General features: G+C 33.0%; 17 protein-coding genes. 8 read left to right on the forward strand and 9 right to left on the reverse strand.

The features are described from left to right. Positions 1-279: 279 nt before the first annotated feature. From ABEG11_RS10945 to ABEG11_RS10965, 5 genes are all read left to right on the forward strand, one after another. Positions 280-2469: a glutamine synthetase III family protein gene (locus ABEG11_RS10945; protein WP_348824206.1), complete on the forward strand. Its 2190-nt coding sequence runs from the start codon at positions 280-282 to the stop codon at positions 2467-2469. 134 nt (positions 2470-2603) lie between these two features. Next, the gene (locus ABEG11_RS10950; protein WP_348824207.1) at positions 2604-3488 is read left to right on the forward strand and encodes an OmpA family protein; all 885 of its coding nucleotides are present in this window, start codon (positions 2604-2606) and stop codon (positions 3486-3488) included. A gap of 159 nt (positions 3489-3647) precedes the next feature. Next, positions 3648-4826 carry an AIR synthase related protein gene (locus tag ABEG11_RS10955; protein ID WP_348824208.1) on the forward strand — a complete coding sequence of 393 codons (1179 nt, stop codon included), beginning with the start codon at positions 3648-3650 and terminating at the stop codon, positions 4824-4826. 70 nt (positions 4827-4896) lie between these two features. Continuing rightward, the gene (locus tag ABEG11_RS10960) at positions 4897-5253 is read left to right on the forward strand and encodes a hypothetical protein (protein WP_348824209.1); all 357 of its coding nucleotides are present in this window, start codon (positions 4897-4899) and stop codon (positions 5251-5253) included. Between the two features lie 132 nt (positions 5254-5385). Beyond that, a complete protein-coding gene (locus ABEG11_RS10965; RefSeq protein WP_348824210.1) occupies positions 5386-5985 on the forward strand; it encodes a GNAT family N-acetyltransferase in 600 nt (199 codons plus the stop codon). 15 nt (positions 5986-6000) lie between these two features. Here ABEG11_RS10965 and ABEG11_RS10970 read toward each other — a convergent pair whose 3' ends face one another. Next, complete coding sequence (locus tag ABEG11_RS10970) at positions 6001-7920, reverse strand: tetratricopeptide repeat-containing sensor histidine kinase (RefSeq protein ID WP_348824211.1); 1920 nt, start codon at positions 7918-7920, stop codon at positions 6001-6003. A gap of 346 nt (positions 7921-8266) precedes the next feature. Here ABEG11_RS10970 and ABEG11_RS10975 point away from each other — a divergent pair, with 346 nt between their 5' ends. Then, positions 8267-8704 (forward strand): hypothetical protein, encoded by a 438-nt coding sequence (locus ABEG11_RS10975; RefSeq protein ID WP_348824212.1) that lies wholly within the window; start codon positions 8267-8269, stop codon positions 8702-8704. Positions 8705-8778: 74 nt separating this feature from the next. On the opposite strand, the gene ABEG11_RS10980 is transcribed toward ABEG11_RS10975, so the two are convergent. From ABEG11_RS10980 to ABEG11_RS11005, 6 genes are all read right to left on the reverse strand, one after another. After that, the gene (locus tag ABEG11_RS10980; RefSeq protein WP_348824213.1) at positions 8779-9972 is read right to left on the reverse strand and encodes a peptidylprolyl isomerase; all 1194 of its coding nucleotides are present in this window, start codon (positions 9970-9972) and stop codon (positions 8779-8781) included. Between the two features lie 160 nt (positions 9973-10132). Beyond that, complete coding sequence (locus ABEG11_RS10985) at positions 10133-11260, reverse strand: peptidylprolyl isomerase (RefSeq protein WP_348824214.1); 1128 nt, start codon at positions 11258-11260, stop codon at positions 10133-10135. Positions 11261-11273: 13 nt separating this feature from the next. Next, complete coding sequence (gene gldI / locus ABEG11_RS10990; protein ID WP_348824215.1) at positions 11274-11915, reverse strand: gliding motility-associated peptidyl-prolyl isomerase GldI; 642 nt, start codon at positions 11913-11915, stop codon at positions 11274-11276. A 5-nt stretch (positions 11916-11920) separates the two neighbouring features. Continuing rightward, positions 11921-12925 (reverse strand): DHH family phosphoesterase, encoded by a 1005-nt coding sequence (locus ABEG11_RS10995; RefSeq protein ID WP_348824216.1) that lies wholly within the window; start codon positions 12923-12925, stop codon positions 11921-11923. Between the two features lie 67 nt (positions 12926-12992). After that, complete coding sequence (locus ABEG11_RS11000) at positions 12993-14249, reverse strand: voltage-gated chloride channel family protein (RefSeq protein ID WP_348824217.1); 1257 nt, start codon at positions 14247-14249, stop codon at positions 12993-12995. A 57-nt stretch (positions 14250-14306) separates the two neighbouring features. Then, a complete protein-coding gene (locus ABEG11_RS11005) occupies positions 14307-14693 on the reverse strand; it encodes a RidA family protein (RefSeq protein ID WP_115809958.1) in 387 nt (128 codons plus the stop codon). 347 nt (positions 14694-15040) lie between these two features. Here ABEG11_RS11005 and ABEG11_RS11010 point away from each other — a divergent pair, with 347 nt between their 5' ends. Together ABEG11_RS11010 and ABEG11_RS11015 are read left to right on the forward strand one after the other, a co-directional pair. Continuing rightward, positions 15041-15727 (forward strand): PH domain-containing protein, encoded by a 687-nt coding sequence (locus ABEG11_RS11010; RefSeq protein WP_348824218.1) that lies wholly within the window; start codon positions 15041-15043, stop codon positions 15725-15727. Between the two features lie 349 nt (positions 15728-16076). Beyond that, positions 16077-17540 (forward strand): phage integrase SAM-like domain-containing protein, encoded by a 1464-nt coding sequence (locus tag ABEG11_RS11015; RefSeq protein WP_348824219.1) that lies wholly within the window; start codon positions 16077-16079, stop codon positions 17538-17540. A 113-nt stretch (positions 17541-17653) separates the two neighbouring features. Here ABEG11_RS11015 and ABEG11_RS11020 read toward each other — a convergent pair whose 3' ends face one another. Together ABEG11_RS11020 and ABEG11_RS11025 are read right to left on the reverse strand one after the other, a co-directional pair. Further along, complete coding sequence (locus ABEG11_RS11020) at positions 17654-17836, reverse strand: hypothetical protein (protein WP_348824220.1); 183 nt, start codon at positions 17834-17836, stop codon at positions 17654-17656. Then, positions 17833-18429, reverse strand: coding sequence for a recombinase family protein (locus ABEG11_RS11025; RefSeq protein ID WP_348824221.1), 597 nt, complete (start codon positions 18427-18429; stop codon positions 17833-17835). Before ABEG11_RS11025 ends, ABEG11_RS11020 begins: the two co-directional genes overlap by 4 nt. Between the last annotated feature and the right edge of the window lie 174 nt (positions 18430-18603).

Consider the following 18603-nt stretch of genomic DNA (forward strand, 5'->3'; position numbering starts at 1 on the left):
ATATTACTGCATTTTAGGAGGGGTATATTTGAAAAATAATAATTTTAGAGGGGTATAATGATTAAATTCGTAATGTATGTTTTTTTGATATTAAATTTTAATTAAGAATTTTATTACTCAAATAAATAATCACTGCTTTTTCAGCATTTTTTTTGTATAATATCCGTTCAATTTAACAGTTCATTTATTCATTAACGCTTTAATTATTTGTTGAGCAGAATAATTTATATTTGTATGTGTTTTAATTCAGTACAATATTAATTTTTTAAGATATAGAATATGTCGTCAATTCGTTTTCAGGCTTTAAAAGAAGCTTCAAACAGAAAGTTAATAGATTTTCAGGAATCAGGAAGAAAATCTGAACTTTTCGGGTCTAATGTATTTAATGATAAAGCAATGAAGCAATATTTGACTTCGGATGCTTTTAAGGCAGTACAGGGAGCGGTTCAATATGGAACCAAAATAGATAGAAAATTGGCAGATTATATTGCCATGGGAATGAAGGAGTGGGCTTTGGGTAAGGGAGTTACACATTATACACATTGGTTTCAGCCGCTTACAGGCACAACGGCAGAGAAGCATGATGCTTTTTTTGAAACATCTTATGACGGAAGCGATCCGTTAGAAAAATTTGGCGGAGCCCAATTGGTACAGCAGGAACCAGATGCATCCAGTTTTCCAAATGGCGGTATCAGGAATACATTCGAGGCACGAGGTTATACTGCCTGGGATCCAACATCTCCAGCTTTTATATTTGGTACAACTCTGTGTATTCCAACTATTTTTATTTCTTATACAGGCGAAGCTTTGGATAATAAGATTCCGCTGCTGAGAGCTTTATCGGCTATGGATGAAGCTGCTACTGAAATTTGTAAATATTTTGATAAAAACGTGAAAAAAGTCACAGCAACATTAGGCTGGGAGCAGGAATATTTTTTAATAGACAAATCATTAGCTAATTCCCGTCCCGATCTTATTATGACTGGCAGAACGCTCTTAGGCCATACTTCGGCCAAAGGGCAGCAGCTTGATGATCATTATTTTGGTTCGATACCAACTCGTGCCTTAACATATATGAGAGATCTAGAGCAGGAATGTATGCTGCTGGGAATACCTGTAAAGACCCGCCATAATGAGGTGGCACCAAATCAATTTGAATTTGCACCTATTTTTGAAGAGGCTAATCTAGCAGTAGATCATAATTGCTTATTGATGGATATAATGCATAAAGTTGCAGAACGTCATGACTTTAAAGTATTATTTCATGAAAAACCATTTAAAGGCGTTAATGGTTCTGGAAAACATAATAACTGGTCATTGTCTACAGATACCGGTGTAAACTTGCTGAGTCCAAGTAAAACTCCGATGACTAATCTGCAGTTTTTAACATTTTTTATCAATACCATAAAAGCGGTAAATGATTATGAAGCTTTATTAAGAGCATCTATCGCTACGGCTAGCAACGATCATCGATTGGGAGCCAATGAGGCACCTCCGGCAATTATTTCTGTTTTTATCGGAGAACAGCTGACAAAAGTTTTGGCCGAATTGGAAGGTGTTTCTACTGGGAAATTATCTCCTGAGGAAAAAACAGATTTAAAGCTTAATGTTGTGGGCAAAATTCCAGATGTCCTTTTAGATAATACAGATAGAAATAGAACTTCACCATTTGCTTTTACAGGAAATAAATTCGAGTTCAGGGCTGTGGGTTCATCTGCAAATTGTTCTAATGCAATGACAACATTAAACGCTATTGTTGCAAAACAGCTTAAAGATTTTAAAGTGGCTGTAGATGTCTTGATTGAATCTAAAGATATGAAGAAAGATGATGCTATCTTTAACGTATTGAGAGAATACATTAAGCAATCCAAAAAAATCCTTTTTGAAGGAGATGGTTACAGTGAAGCTTGGCAAAAAGAAGCAACAAAAAGAGGCTTGAGCAATTTTAAGACTACTCCCGAAGCCTTGAAAGCCAGAGCTTCGAAACAGGCTGTGGATCTGTTTGGAGAAATGAATATCATGAATCATGTAGAATTGGAAGCCCGTTATGAAATTGAATTGGAAGAATACACTAAAAAAATCCAGATTGAAGGAAGAGTATTGGGCGATATTTCTAAAAATCATGTAATTCCAACTGCTATTAAGTATCAAAATACATTAATTGAAAATGTAAAAGGGCTGAAAAATATTTTTGGCTCAGAATTTGAATCTATAGCCAGGGAGCAGATTATTTTGATCAAAGAAATCTCTGGGCATATTGAAGGAATCAATTCTAAAGTAGAAGAGATGACCGAAGAAAGAAAAAAAGCCAACAATTTGACTGATGCGCAGGCAATGGCTGAAGCCTATTGCAATAATGTGAAGCCATATTTTGAAATCATCAGAAATCATTGTGATAAGCTGGAACTTTTAGTTGACAATGAGTTATGGACTTTGACTAAATACCGTGAATTGCTTTTGACAAAATAATAAGACTGTAAGGTTTAGAAAAACGTTTATTCTTTTTTAGTAAAATACTAGAAAAGTGTAAGCGTTTTTTCATTTCCAAAATGGAAAGCACACCAATGTTATTTTTGTAAATTTGAGAAAATAAATTACCAATCATGAAATATTTTGCTTCACTGATATTGTGCCTTATGTCTTTTTGTGCCATGGCCCAAGAGCAGGTTTCCTTCTTTTTTGATAGTGATAAATTTGTATTGCAAAAATCAGAATCTTTGAAATTAACCCAATGGCTATCAGTCAATAAGGAAGTAAAGGTCGTTGGAGTTTATGGATTTTGTGACGAGGAAGGATCAGTTGGTTATAATGATACCTTGGCAAAAAAACGGATTGATTATGTATTTAATTGCATTAAGAACAAAGTAAAAATCAGGGAGGATTTTAAAACGAGAAATTTTGGAAAGTTACATTCCTTATCTCTTATTAAAGCTGAAAACAGAAAAGTGACACTGTATTATATTCTGCCCAAAGATTTTGTAAATGAAGAAATAATATTTGCCGAAAAGAAGGAGGCAGCAGTTGAGAAAGTAAAACCGAAAATTAAATTCTCAGATACATATAGCTATGAAAATCCAGATGGATCAACTATTAATATAAAGGTGGATACCGTTTTTATGAAAAAGGTAAGTGTTGCCAATGTTGGCGAAAAACTGAAGCTGGAAAATCTGAATTTTTTTGTGGATACTTTTGCAATAATGCCTCAATCCAGATCGATAATGTATGAACTGCTGACGGTAATGAAAAGTGTTCCCGATCTTAAAATACAGATTCAAGGCCACATCTGCTGTGTCCAAAAAGATTATCGGGATCTTAGCACTCAAAGAGCTAAAGCCATTTACAAATTTTTGGAATTTAACGGGATTGAAAAAAGCAGAATGACTTTTGTCGGTTTTTCCAGTACAAAACCGCTCTATCCTTTACCCGAAAAAAACGAAGCAGAAAGAGAAGCAAACCGCCGTGTAGAAATTGAGATTATTGCCAATTAGTATAAGAATCAAGATTTCAGATTTCAGAAAACAGAATTAGAATTTCAGATTTTAAATTTGATTTTTGCCATTGCCATTGCAATTGATATTGCAATTGAAATTTAATTGTATAATTGTCACATTAAAATTATCTTTGCGCCACATATACACAACTAGAAAATGAGTTCAGATACTTCAAAAAGATATGCACAGCGCGGTGTTTCGGCATCAAAGGAAGATGTGCATAACGCCATTAAAAATATTGACAAAGGTTTATTTCCACAGGCATTTTGTAAAATCGTCCCAGATTATTTAACTCAGGACGAGGACTATTGTCTGATTATGCATGCCGATGGTGCGGGTACAAAATCCTCATTGGCTTATATGTATTGGAAAGAAACCGGAGATATTTCGGTTTGGAAAGGTATCGCTCAGGATGCGTTAATCATGAATATTGACGATTTATTGTGTGTAGGCGCTACCGATAATATTCTGCTATCTTCCACTATCGGAAGAAATAAAAATGTTATTCCGGCCGAGGTTTTATCAGCAATAATCAATGGAACCGAAGAACTGATAAAAGAATTGGACTCTTTTGGTGTAACCATTCATTCAACCGGCGGTGAAACTGCTGATGTTGGTGATTTGGTAAGAACGATAATCGTAGATTCTACCGTGACGGCAAGAATGAAACGATCCAAAGTTATTGATAACGCCAATATAAAAGCGGGTGATGTTATCGTTGGATTGGCTTCTTTTGGACAGGCGACTTACGAAAAAAGCTATAACGGTGGAATGGGAAGTAACGGTTTGACTTCTGCACGCCATGATGTTTTCGGGAAGTATCTGGCAGCTAAATATCCAGAGAGCTATGATGCAGCAGTCCCAAGCGAACTTATCTATTCAGGACAGGTACAATTGACAGATGCTGTTGAAAATTCACCAATCGATGCCGGTCAGTTAGTGCTTTCGCCAACAAGAACGTATGCACCAATCATCAAGAAAATTTTAGATAAATATACTGCTGCAGACGTTCATGGAATGGTACACTGCAGTGGGGGAGCTCAGACAAAAATTTTGCATTTTGTACAAAATCTGCATATTATAAAAGATAATTTATTTCCGGTTCCACCTTTGTTTCAATTGATACAGGAACAGTCAAAAACCGATTGGAAAGAAATGTATCAAGTGTTCAACTGCGGTCACAGAATGGAAATTTATGTTCCCGAAGCTATTGCACAGGATATTATCGATATTTCAAAATCTTTCAATGTTGATGCTCAGATTGTCGGAAGGGTAGAAGCTTCTGACGCTAAGAAATTAACAATTACAAGCGAACACGGGACTTTCGAGTATTAAGAGGTTGTTTAAACGTTTATTCGTTTATTCGTTTAGCAAATCATCAATTAAACAATTAAACTTTTTTATAATGTACGAACTGTTTTTTTGGCAATATCAGGAAGGAATCTATCTCAACCATCATTTGGTTTATGAAGCTTTGGCAGAGCAGCAGGAAGTAGAAGGTCTTGAAATACTGCCTGTTCAGGTAATCCTGAATCGAATTAATTCAGTATTTTCAAGCTGGGAAAAAGTGGATGAAAACAGCTGGAAAAATACCAAAGGCAAAGGTGCTTTTCAAGTTAAAACCACTCCGCAGAGCATTCAGATAGATTGCTATGGAACCGAAGGCAAAACCATGAATCTTCTGGCTGATACTTTGGAAGAATTCAAATGTCCGCTGTATGATCCACAGGTTCCAGTACGTTATGATGAAATGAATGAATAGTTTTTCTAAAGCTATGTATTTAAATATTTGTATCCCGAAGTATAAAAATTTATACTTCGGGTTTTGCGTTTATATTGCTTGAATTTTAAAAGAAAAGCTGTTGTGGTTTTTGTAAATTAGCTCCAAAAAATAATGACTGCTTCACAATTCCCCCAAAATACAATTCTTGAAGATGACTTCGTTTTACTTAGGCCTTTAGAATTAACAGATGTTGATAATTTTTTAGATATTTCCCTCAATGAACCTGAAACCTGGAAATACTCGTTAGTCCCTGCTGACGGAAAAGAAAACCTGCTGAACTATATCCAATCAGCAATAAAAGGGAGAGAAAATAAAACCGAATATCCTTTTGCAGTTTTCGATAAAAAATCCAGTAAATATGCCGGAAGCACTCGTTTTTATGATATTAATTTTCCGTTCAAGACATTGCAGTTAGGCTATACTTGGTATGGAAAAGATTTTAGGGGAACGGGTCTTAACAAGCACTGCAAATTTCTTTTACTGCAGTTTGCTTTTGAAACTCTTGGTATGGAACGAGTGGAATTCCGTGCGGATAATAATAATCAGCGGAGTATTGAAGCGATGAAAAGCATTGGATGCAGAGTCGAGGGTGTTTTGCGCAGCAATATGCCAACGTATAAAAGTGATATCCGCCGGGATAGTATTATATTGAGTATTCTGAAAGACGAATGGTTTGATGAGGTAAAGGAAAATTTGAGTAAAAAACTGTAGAATCAGGGTTGGATTTTATATGTTTTGTTTTTTGGGGAAACTGATGTAGAAAGTGCTGCCGTTTCCTACTTCGCTCTCTACCCAGATTTGACCTTTGTGTTTCTCGATAAATTCTTTGCATAGAATGAGCCCTAAACCAGTACTTGGCTCATTTTCGGTTCCGTTTCGGTTGTTTTTTGTGTCTATTTTAAATAATCCATCAATCAAATCCTGATGCATTCCAATTCCTGAATCTTTGATTGTTATAATTATATCGGTTTCATTTTCTGATGCTTCAATATGTATTTTTCCTTTTTTAGGAGTAAATTTTATTGCATTCAAGACAATATTCCGAATTATCGCTTGAAACATATTTTTATCACAAAACACCATCAGGTCACTCGGAATTTTGTTATGAATGCTGATCTCTTTTTTTTCTGCAACATGTTGAAATGTCACAATACTGTCTAAAAAGGTTGTTTCTAATGGAAGTTGTTTTGGCTCAAATGGTACCAAATTTTGTTCCATACGTGTCCATTCGAGCAGGTTTTCCAAAAGGTTGAAGAGATTTTTTGCAGAGCTTCTCATGTTAGCTGCAGCAAATTTTATTTCTTCATTGCTCATGTCATCGATATCTTCAGCCATCAGCTCTGTCAGGCCAAGAAAGCCATTAAAAGGTCCTCTTAAATCATGGGCTATAATGGAATAAAATTTATCTTTTTGTAAGTTGATGTTTGAGATTATAGTGTTTTTTTCTCGAAGCAGTTCGTGGTTTTTTCTTTTGGAAATATATAAGAACAGAAACAAGCCCAATAATGCTGCTACTGCTGTTGCTATTATAATTAAAAAATATACTTTTCGGGAGTCACTGTATATTCTAAGTGTCTGAATCTCTATCTGCTTATCTCTTAAATCAATTTCTCTTTGAAATTCAAGATTAGCCATTTTTTTTTCGCTCTCTTCAGAAAAAATAGAGTCTTTGATTTTTGCGTATTTTTCAAAGTATCCTAATGCCACTTCATAATTCCCTTTTACTTTATTTCCTTTGGATAAGTAGTAGTAGGTGTCCTGCATATCTTTCAGGGAATTGTATTTTGAAAAATTTTGTAAAACATTCTCAAGCAGGCTCATGGATTTATCAAGATATTCCATTTTATTAGCCGCATACTTTTCATCTTGGGACATTAAGTAATAGGCGCGGCCAAGTTCGTAATTGTTGAATGTGTTATATAAATTGGTAGTGTCATTATAGGTATTTATCGATTTATTTAGCATTTCAATACCTTTGTCATAGTTTTTTATGTTGATATAGCAAATGCCAATGTTGGTCAGGTTTATTCCAATACCTGTGGGTTCTTCATTTTTTTTGTTGATTATAAGGGCTTTGTAGAAGTATGTCAGAGCTTTGGTATATTCTTTTTTTTGCAGATAAACGTCACCTATATTATTCAATAAAAGAGAAATATTTCTTTCTTTATTTGTTTTATAGCTTAATTGCAATGCTTTCTTGTAAAAAATAAGACCTTGTTTGTAATTTTTAAGGTCAATATATATTAAGCCAATATTATTATATAAAGTGGTAAGTTCTTTTGGATTGTTCGATTTTTCGCTTATTTCCAGAGCTTTATAAAAATTATTTAAAGCATGCGGATAATCAGATTTTATTTCATAAGCAATGCCTAGATTGGTATAAGCCAAACCCAGCTGTTCATTATTATTTGTCTTTTTTGCATAAGATAGCCCTTGTCTTGCATATTTTATGGCATTGTCTGGGCCAATATATTCTGAATAAGAAGAAAGCTTTATTAATGTTTCCGTTTCTTTAGTTATGTCTTGTGCTTGTTTTAATGCTGTTTTTAATGAATCAATTGTTTTATGTTCATCATTTTGCGCCTGTGTTTTCCAGGTGCAGAAAAATAGAAAAACAAATAAAAAGATGGCGCCTTTTTGAGACATTTATAATGAATTTTTTTTCAAAAATACACTAATTTATCTAATAGGATGTTGAAAATAAAATAAAAAGCGGGGATCTCTAATCCTATTTTGCGCTAATCAAATTCTGCTTATTTGTTTTTAAATAGTTTTTTGTAAAGAATTAATCCTGAGTTATCTCCGTAATAATACAGCTGTATTATTAATCCTGTTATTTTTTTAAAAAACATAATAAATTATCAATAATAATGTACTAAAGACTTTTTAATTAAAAAATCAGTTTATCGTTTAATTGTATTTTGTTTGAAGCAAAAAAATGCAATTCATTCAAAAATGGATACCTTTGCAATCATAGAAATAAAATAAAATCATGAAAATAAATCTGAAGAACGGAATTGATAAACTCATTTTCGGAATGAAACAAAATGATGTTACTGCTATTTATGGCAAACCCACAAAAAATTATAATGACGAAGATGATAACTTGATTTTGGTTTATAATAATCTGAAAATCCGAATGACTTTTTATAAAGATGAAGATTTTAAGTTAGGATATTTAGTAGCTTCAAGTCCAGACTTAGAGCTGTTTGGAAATAAAATAATTACAAAAAAGATCAAGGACGTAAAAAAGGATTTAGCTCAAAAAGGAATTTCAAAATTCACCCAGGAAGAATTTGATACATTTGAAAATTACTTTAATGAAGAGAACTGGATTATCTTTCAAACCGAATTTGATGAGGTTGTTAAATTTGAAATTGGAGCAATCATCAACAATAAAGACGAATTCGAATGGAAGTTTAAAAAATAGATTTACCATTTTCCAATAAAAAAAGCCACGATAAATAAATCTTATCGTGGCTTTTTGATGTACATCAATTTATATTATTGCTGTTTTTCGAACATTTCCAATTCAAAAATCAAATTGGCATTTGGCGGAATTACTCCTCCAGCACCTCGTTCGCCATATGCAAGATTAGATGGAATAAATAAAAGGATTTTTTCACCATAAGACATGGTTCCTATACCTTCTAAAAAACCAGGGATTAAGCCGTCTTTTTTTCCGGCTGTAAATGGAAATGCCTTATAACCATTTTGAGCGGCTCTATTGGCATCAAATTTTCCATAAGCTTTACTTACTTCTTCGTAGCTGCTGTCAAAAAGCGTTCCGTCTTCAAAATAACCAGCATAGTGAAAGTAGAACGTAGATCCGTCAGCAGGTTTAATTCCGTTTCCTTTTGTAATCACAGTATATGCTAATCCAGATGGAGTAGCAGCTGCTTTTGCTTTTTCAGCTGCAAAATAGGCTGCTTTTGCTTTAATTACAGGGGCGTACTTTTCGAGATATGCTTTTTTTGCGGCAGCGTCCAATTCGGCTTGCTTTTTTTTGTTTTCAGCATCTATTGCTGCCTGCTTTTTTTGATCTTCAGCTTTGTTGTTAAAATAATCAGAGAAAACTTTTACTGCATCAAAGTTTTTAGCAGCTTCACCTTTTCGGGTTATGGTGATTTTTGTAATAACATCATCTTGTACGATGGAATTTACAATATTCATGCCTTGAGTTACCTGTCCAAAAATAGTGTGTTTTCCTGTCAGCCATGGTGTGTCTTTATGTGTAATAAAAAATTGGCTGCCATTAGTTGCTGGTCCTGAATTTGCCATAGCTAATATTCCGGCCTTATCAAATTTAGAGTCGTTAAATTCATCCTTGAAAGAGTAACCTGGCCCGCCAGAGCCATTACCATCTGGATCGCCGCCCTGAATCATGAAATCATTGATAACTCTATGGAATTTCAGGCCGTCAAAAAAAGGTTTCCCTTTTAATCTTTCAACAGTTACGAATGGGTTTTTTCCTTCGGAAAGACTTATGAAGTTTGCTGCAGTGACTGGTGTTTTTTTATAAAACAATTGGATTGTAATATTTCCTTTATTCGTCGCTATAGTTGCAAAAATGCCTTCAGCTGCGACTGCTGGTTTTGCAGCTGTAACAGTTTTTTTTGGCGCAGCCTTTTTTTTGGTGCTTTGCGCATTTAAATTGATTATTCCCAAAAAGAGCAATAATATGATTTTAGACTTCATTTTTTTGAATGTTTATTAGTTTTAAATAATTACTTTGATAGTGTTTTGCTTTAGATAATAATGTTTAAAAATCAATTGTTTAAATGTAAAAAACTTTTTTTTGTATTTATAGAATGCATTTAAACTTTGGTTGTTGGAATATCAGTGTTCTATATTTTTATTATTTAGGCATTTTATCCATTAATTCAATTTCAAAAATAATGCTCGTATTTGGTGGAATTACATCTCCTGCTCCTGCTTCACCATAGGCAAGATGCGATGGAATAAATAATACAGCTTTGTCTCCAATTGCCATCTTTTCGATTCCTTCGATAAAACCAGGGATTAATCCATCTTTTCTTCCAGCTTGGAAAGGAATAGGTATGTATTGATTAGCTGCAGCTCTTGCGGGGTCGAATTTTCCAAAAGTCTTGGAAACATCTTCAAGGCTTGTGTCAAATAAAGTGCCATCTTCCAGAAATCCTGCATAATGAATATAAACAGTTGATCCTATAGCAGGTTTTTTGCCATTATTTTTGTGGGTAATTACATATTGAAGCCCAGTGGAAGTTTTAGTTGATTTGCTTTTCAATGCTGAAAAATCAGCTGATTTCTTATCGCATACGGCTTTGTATTTGGCTAGGTATTCCTTTTTTGCTGCAGCTTCGGCGGCTACTTTCTGTCTTTGGCTTTCTGATTCTATTTGGAAATAATCATGAAAAATTTTTATTGCATTAAATTTTTTTGCATCTTCTCCATTTCTGACAATCGTTACACTTTTAATAAAATCATCCTGTTCTATTTTATTAACGACTTCAAGGTTATAATTTATAACATGACCAAATATAGTGTGTTTGCCATCTAGCCAAGGTGTCTCTAAATGTGTGATGAAAAATTGGCTGCTGTTAGTTCCTGGACCGTTATTAGCCATTGCCAAGATGCCTCCTTTGTCAAATCTTGCATCCGAAAATTCATCTTTGAATTTATAGCCAGTGTCTCCTGATCCAGTTCCAAGAGGATCTCCAGTCTGTATCATAAAGTCTTTAATTACCCTATGAAATTTTAGTCCATTGTAAAAAGGTTTTCCTTTTAAGGTGTCGTTGATAATATATTCATTTTCACCTTCGGCTAGTGTGACAAAATTGGCAACAGTTACTGGGGATTTTTTATAATCTAATTCTACTATAATGTTTCCTTTGTTAGTTTCTATATCCGCATATAAGCCATCGGGTAAATTAGCGTGTTCTTTTTTGCAGGAAATTAAAGAGGTGATAAAGAGCAGTAATGTAAATAAGGTGGTTTTTTTCATTCTTTATTCTTTTTTAATTTGTTAGTGTGTCTTTGATAACGGCTTTAGGTTTTGCAGCTGTATTAGTTTTTACAGCAATTGCAGGCTGATTTTGCCTGTTATATTCTGTTTCTGGCATAAAATCATGCAGCGTTACAGTACAGAATAATGGCTGATTGGTTCCAATTTTATTATTGTCTCCATGATACCCATACCCCATATGCGAGGTAAAAAGGAAGCGGACTTTTTCTTTTTTGCGCATTAGTTTTATTCCGTCCCGCAATCCCATCATGATGTCTTGCTTGTCTACTTTATAAATCTGCCTTTCTAATTCTTCCTGCGAATAAATAATTTTGCCATCCAAGTCTTTTATTTCATAGTCAAAAAGCGCAATGTCACCTTTTTTAGGAGTAAGGGTGTCGGTCAGGTTTCTGGATTCATAATAATACCAGTATCCTTTTTTAGAAGCGATATATTTTTTGGCAGCATCACTCTTGATAACAGCTTTAATTTGGTCTTCTTCGCCTGCTATCATTTTTTTATTTCGGGCAATAGACTGCTTCATAAAACTTCCTGATGAATGCGAAACAGGTTTTCGCGCTTCCTGAGGCTGTTTGCAGCTTGTTGCTAAAATAGCGGAGAAAAATACAATTAGTAATACTTTAAAATAATTCATAGGGGTTATATTTTTAAATTTTGCACTAAATTTTCAAATCTGCTTATAGTTTCTTCCATAGAAACCTCGGATTTTCCTCCAGCAGCATTACTGTGTCCGCCACCATGAAAATAATCTCTGGCAAATTGATTTACATCGAAATCCCCTTGAGAGCGGAAAGAGATTTTAATAATTCCTTCCTCTTTGTTTTCGATAAAAATAGCTGTGAATACAATGCCTTTTATACTCAAGCCATAATTGACAATGCCTTCGGTATCGCCTTTTATGTAATCAAAACTATTTAATTCTTCTTGTGTCAATGCAGTGTATGATGTTTTGTAATCCATCATAACTTTCATATTCTGCAAGGCACGCCCTAATAATTGCAGGCGGTTATAAGAGCTGTTGTCAAATAACAAGGCAGGAATCAATGTGTTTTCTACGCCAAGGTCAATTAGTTCGGCTACAATTCTATGAGTTGTTCCAGTTGTTTTGGGAAAGCGGAAAGAACCTGAATCGGTCAATATTCCTGTATAAATGCAAGTGGCAATGGTTTTGTCTATATCTTGTTTTTTATCCAGAAGAGAAATAAAATTGTAAACCATTTCGCAGGTAGATCCAAAAGCTACGTCCGAGTATGTATAGGCGGCATAATCATCGGGTTTTTGATGATGATCAATCATAATAAACGGAGCTGTAAGTTTTTCTAAAACCTGCTCCATTTCGCCCGTTCTATGGAGAGCATTAAAATCCAGAGTAAAAATCAGTTCTGAATCCTCAAGGATTTCAGTACAGTTTTCTTTGTCTTTTTCGTATATTTTAACCGTATCCGAACCTGGCATCCAGGCTAGGAAATCTGGAAAATCATTTGGAGAAATCACTGTTGGAAAGTGGCTGTTTTTTAGCAGGAAATGGTATAATGCTAATGTGGAACCCATGGCGTCTCCGTCTGGACCTCTATGCGGAATTATGGCAATCTTTTTTGGTGTTGATAATAACAACTGTATCGCTTGTATGTCTTGTATATTCATAGTCTGCGAAATTACATTTTTTAAGTTTAAAGTTGAAAGCTTTTAAGAAATTATAAAGAAATATAGATTATAGGTATTTCAGTCCTTTTTTCCTGATTGTCTGGTACAAAATGGATTTAGGTCCTTTTACAATCTGAGACTTATAAATACCAATTGAACCTGAGAAAAAATAGGCAACGACACAGGCAATTCCCATATAAATGCCACAATTAATCCCAAAAAGCTCCATTCCCATTACAGTGCAGGCAATAGGAGTATGGGTAGCTCCCGAAAAAACTGCAACAAATCCCATTCCAGCTAATAAAGCAATTGGCAGAGGAACAAAAACAGAAAGAGCACTTCCCAAAGTGGCACCTACAAAAAAAAGTGGAGTAACTTCGCCTCCCTTAAATCCTGCTCCCAGTGTAAAACCAGTAAAAAGTATTTTTAAAAGAAAATCATAAGGCGCATTTTGAACAGTAAAAGCATCTACAATCATAGGGACTCCCAGTCCAATATATTTTGCAGTACCAATAAAGTATATTGAAACAGCTAGAATGATACCGCCAATGAAAGGTCGTAATGGTGGATATTTTATATTTTTTGAAAATAGTTTTCCCCAAAAATGAGTGCTTCTGGAAAAAAGCAACGCTGCAATTCCAAAAAAAACACTAACAATAATTATCCAAAAGAAAGCCGTGAAATTTAAATCAGGCACGGCTGGAATACTATAATGAGTGTGTTTTATCTGCCAGAATTCGACTGTAAAATAAGCAATATAGGCAGTTAAAAATGATAACAAAATACTTTTGAAATTGATCCTGCTGAAAAAAACAATTTCTAAGGCAAAAACTGCCCCAGCCAATGGCGTTCCAAAAACAGAGGCAAAACCAGCACTGATTCCTAAAATGATAAGGATTCTCCGGTCTGGGTCTGTGAGTTTGAAAATTAAGGAACAGACATCGGCAATTGCACCGCCCATTTGTACTGCCGTTCCCTCTCTTCCTGCCGATCCTCCAAAAAGGTGGGTAATCAATGTACCCAGAAGTACTAACGGCGCCATCATAAAAGGAACTCTTTTTTCGGGTTTGTTATATTCTTCTAAAAGGAGATTGTTTCCCTTTGCAATTTTAGGATCTGATATTAAATAGAGATATCCAATAAGTAAACCGCCAAAAGGCAATAGCCAGATAATCCAGCTATTCTGAATCCTGATATGGGTAACATATTCTAACAAAATTAAAAATAACGCAGATGCCGATCCAGAAAAAATGCCTATCAGACAACAAATGAAGATCCATTTGGGCATGATAAGCATTATTTGTTTTATTTTTTGAAAATCCATTAATTGGAACACTTTTTTTAAGCTGATAAGTATTGCAATTTATAGTATTTTTTAGAATTATTCTGATACAACTGCAGTAAATTCGATTTCGACTAAATATTCTGGAGCAACTAATTGATTGATACCGTAAAACCCTGTTGTTGGCTTTATGTCTTTAAAGAAAGCAGCGTGAGCCGTAGCTACTGCTTCAAATGTTGAAACATCAGTCGTAAAAATTCGGGTGCGGATTACGTCTTTCATACCCACATTTAGATCCTCTAATACTTTTTCAACTCTTTCAAGAATGTTTAAAGTTTGTGCGTGAGCGTCATCAGCTTTTACTTTTTCACCATCAACTATGGCAACAGTTCCCGATACTTCGATTATGTTCCCAATGCGGACTGCACGGCAATATCCCATTTTGTCCTCCCAAGGTGATCCAGTCAAGATGTTTTCTCTTTTCATTATTTAGTTTTTTAGATTAGTTAATTACCATATTAATGCGTTATTCAAATCATTGATGAATTTCGATTAAGGTGCGAATTTATAAAAATTAGAATTAAAAAAAAGCATCAGTATGAGCGCACATGCTTTATTGTTATCGATTAGGTTTTTTTGTAACAAAATGATAAGATATCTTTAATTTATCTTTCTAATAATGCTTATCATAAAGCTGCCAGGCTGTTGTTTTTTTATGAATTTAGAATTTCTTAACAAGTCTGTGAAAATAAATTATGTTAGTTTTGTGATTCTATAAGTATTGATTTTTTATTTTTGAAATATATTTTTAAGGCAAAAAACCTGCTTTTAATATGATGAAACGAATTTATTTATTTATCTTTCTAATAGGTTTTATAACTTATTCTCATGCTCAGGTTGAGTTTAGTAATAAGTTTAAGGGTATTCCTCCTGCAAATACTAAATCTAAACCCGAAAAAAAAGATATTCCTCCAACAGATCCCAACGTACCGGTAATTATTCCGCCAAATGTTTATAAAAGTCCAAATATAATCCAGTCGCCTCCAAATCCTGTTGATGATTATAAAGTTAAGACAAAGACCGAAATGTCTATGATTCAAAAGGAGAGTGAGTTTATTAATCCTGGAGACGAAGTGAGAGATCGATTGAATAAAAAAACTGATCGACAAGAAGGACTCGCTTATCGGCGCAATCAAGATTTAGGAACTTATAAATCTTCAGCCGATGCTGCTAATGTATTGTATAGAGATGCACAATATGTTGATGGCGATTTGATCCGGGTATATCTCAACGGAGTCATTATCCAATCTCAGGTATATTTGGATAGTAATTTTAAAGGTTTTGAAATTACCCTCAAAAAAGGTTTCAATAAGATTGAATTTGAAGCATTAAATCAAGGAGATTCTGGTCCCAATACTGCTGAATTTAAGGTTTATGATGATAAAAAAAATCTGATTTCGGCTAGCGAATGGAATCTTGGTACTGGTTTTAAAGCTTCTATTATTATTGTAAAAGAATAGTTTTTTGATAAATGCTGAGTTTCTAAGATAACTGTGTTTCTTGTTTTTAGCTGGAAAGTTTAAGCCGCTGATTTCTTGAGTTTTTATTTTCCTTTTTTTACCTTTAGGTTTTAGAAACTTAACGTCTCATAAACTCCTTCAAAAAAAAAATCAAAATACCATTTTTCAATTCCGAATATATAAAGTATTTTTGCGCATGCAACACAACGTATTTATTTGTTTTCATTATGTTGCTGTAAGTCAATTATTTAAATTTTAATATTTCTTGTTTTTTGAAATATTTTCATAAAAAATTTTCCCACTTCTTTCCCACTTCTTATATTTGTTTATTATAAAAAACTAGTATAGTATGAAGTCAAGTATTGTATTTTCAGAAAAAAAGAAAGGAGATGAAAAAGGATATCTTTTTGTAACCTATGTAGAGAGGAGAGGAGAAATTATTGAAAAAAAGAAAATTAGTTTAAATTATAGTTTAACTAGAGAACAATTTGATGACTACTTTAATAAGAGTTTCAACCAATTTAGGCCAAATAAGAAAATTGACTTTGAAGAGATTAATAATAAGATTAAGAAAAAATTGAGTGAGAATCCATTTGTAAAAAAAGTGGATAAAGTGTATTTTCAGTTTCTGTCTTATATGCAAACACGGAAAAATCTAAAAAATAACTATTCGACTCAGAACACTTATGAAAGTAGTTCAAATATGTTTAAGAAATTTTTGTTCTACAAACATAAAATTACGGATATTGATTTTGCTGAAATAGATAATGATTTTATCACAGAGATGGATAATTATTTCAGTAGCGAGGGTTTACAGTCTTCAACAATTAGATTTTATTTTAACAACTATTCTACTGTTTTTAATAATGCAATAAAAAATAATGTACATATAGGTAAGAATCCTTTTAACGAACATAAAGTTAAAGTTAGTTCAAAGCCAAAAAAGATTTTGACAGATTTAGATATAGTTAAATTATTAGACATCAAAAAAGGTGATTTGTATTTTACAGAAAGTAGGATGTTTTTGTTTTCGATGTTTAGTAATGGGTTAAGATGTTCGGATATGATGTTGATGAAAAACGAAAATATCAGGAAAGATTATATAGAATATTTTCAGATTAAAACTAAAATACCGCTTAAAGTAGATTATGGTGACAAAGTGATTTTTGTCTTAATGGATTTGTTTGGTTTGTTAGATCATTACAAGAGAATCGAATCAGCAATGAAAATTCATAAACCACGAATTTTAAGTTATAGATCAGCTAGAAAGATAATGCTAGAAAAAATTAGTTATAATAGGGTAGATGAAGATTATGAATCGTATTATGGTTATGATATTAAGCCAAATGATAAAGAATCAAAAATTATTATTGATGAATTGGTTAGAGTTGAAAAAAACATCAATATAGAGTGTAAGCAAATTATTAATCGGCATATCAAAAAATTAGACCCAAAAGAATTGTTATTTAAGGATTTTGTAAAGTCTGAATGTTTTAAGGATTATAATAAGAATCAAGCAATGAATAAGTTGCAGTTTGATACTTACAAAAGTAGATTTACTTCATATAATGCAAAGTTGAAGAGAATGGCTAAACTTTATAAATTATCTGTTGAAGACATAACGACACACGTTTCTCGTTTTACCTTTACAAATATTTTATTAGAAATTAGCGGGATTAACTTGAATGATATTAGAATTGCATTGGGACATACTAACTTAGCAACTACACAAAAGTATATTCAAACTGGATTTGATTTTAAAAAATCTGATTTAGTAAATAGTGAGATTAACTATAAATTTAGGAGGAAGTAATTTGATGATTTTTATATCATAGAAATATAAATTATTGTGGAATTGAACGAGTCTATGAAATGAGAATTTGACTTTCTGTCAAATGAAAGGAAGTTATGAATTTTGGAATTCTTTTAATTTAAGAATTTTAGAATCTCTTCAATTTTTTCAGAAACAAATCCAAGTTCTCCAACATATCCCCAGTTCTCAGGTTCCTGATTAAAATCTGTTTGGTGTTTTTTTAATTTCTCATTCAATAGAATTAAGTCGTTTTCTAACTTAATCTTAAGTTCGGTGTATCTTTCTGAAGCTTTCATCTTATTTCTAATGTTTTTCTAATCTTAACAATTGTATTATTTGATAAATTGGTAATTGAAGCGAGTTTTCTAATTGAATAGTTTTCGTCTTTTATTAGTTCCAAATGTGATTGATTGTATTTAGATAAAAACTGTTCAGTCGTTTCATTTGTATTCATTTGACGTCCTTTGTAAGTTCCTTTTGCTTTGGCAATTAAAATTCCTTCACGTTGTCTTTCCAACAAAGAGCTTCTTTCCATTTCAGCCACATTACTTAATACATCAGTAATCATTTTGAAAATGCTATTTGGCTTATTATCTATCATAGAGTATAAACCAATGTTTTCTACATAAACATTAATGTTGAGGTTGTTTAAGGTATTTAAAGTAGTTTGGATATCAAAAGCATTACGGCCTAATCTATCAATGGAATGAACAAGTAAAGTTTCTACTTTTTTGGATTTAATATCATTCAATAGTTTGATTGCACTAGGGCGTTCATTGAAAGGAATAGAACCAGAACATTTGTCAATATAAGTTTTGTGAGTAGTGTTTTCTTGTCTTAAAGTTGATTGCTCGGTTGTACTGGTTCTGATATATTTTGCGATTTTCATTATTCTTTGCTTTTTGATTGAAACAAAGATAAGGAACCTTTTTTGTTGTGCCTAATTTAGGGTAGTTATTTTTGATACAATATAAAACCAATAAAAACGGGCAAAGTCCAGTATATTTGGTAACCAGATATAAGTATAGTTTAATTTTGATACAAGCTATTTGATTTTATTCCC

This window comes from Flavobacterium aestuarii (assembly GCF_040049115.1).
In the GTDB taxonomy this organism is placed as follows: Bacteria; Bacteroidota; Bacteroidia; order Flavobacteriales; family Flavobacteriaceae; genus Flavobacterium; species Flavobacterium aestuarii.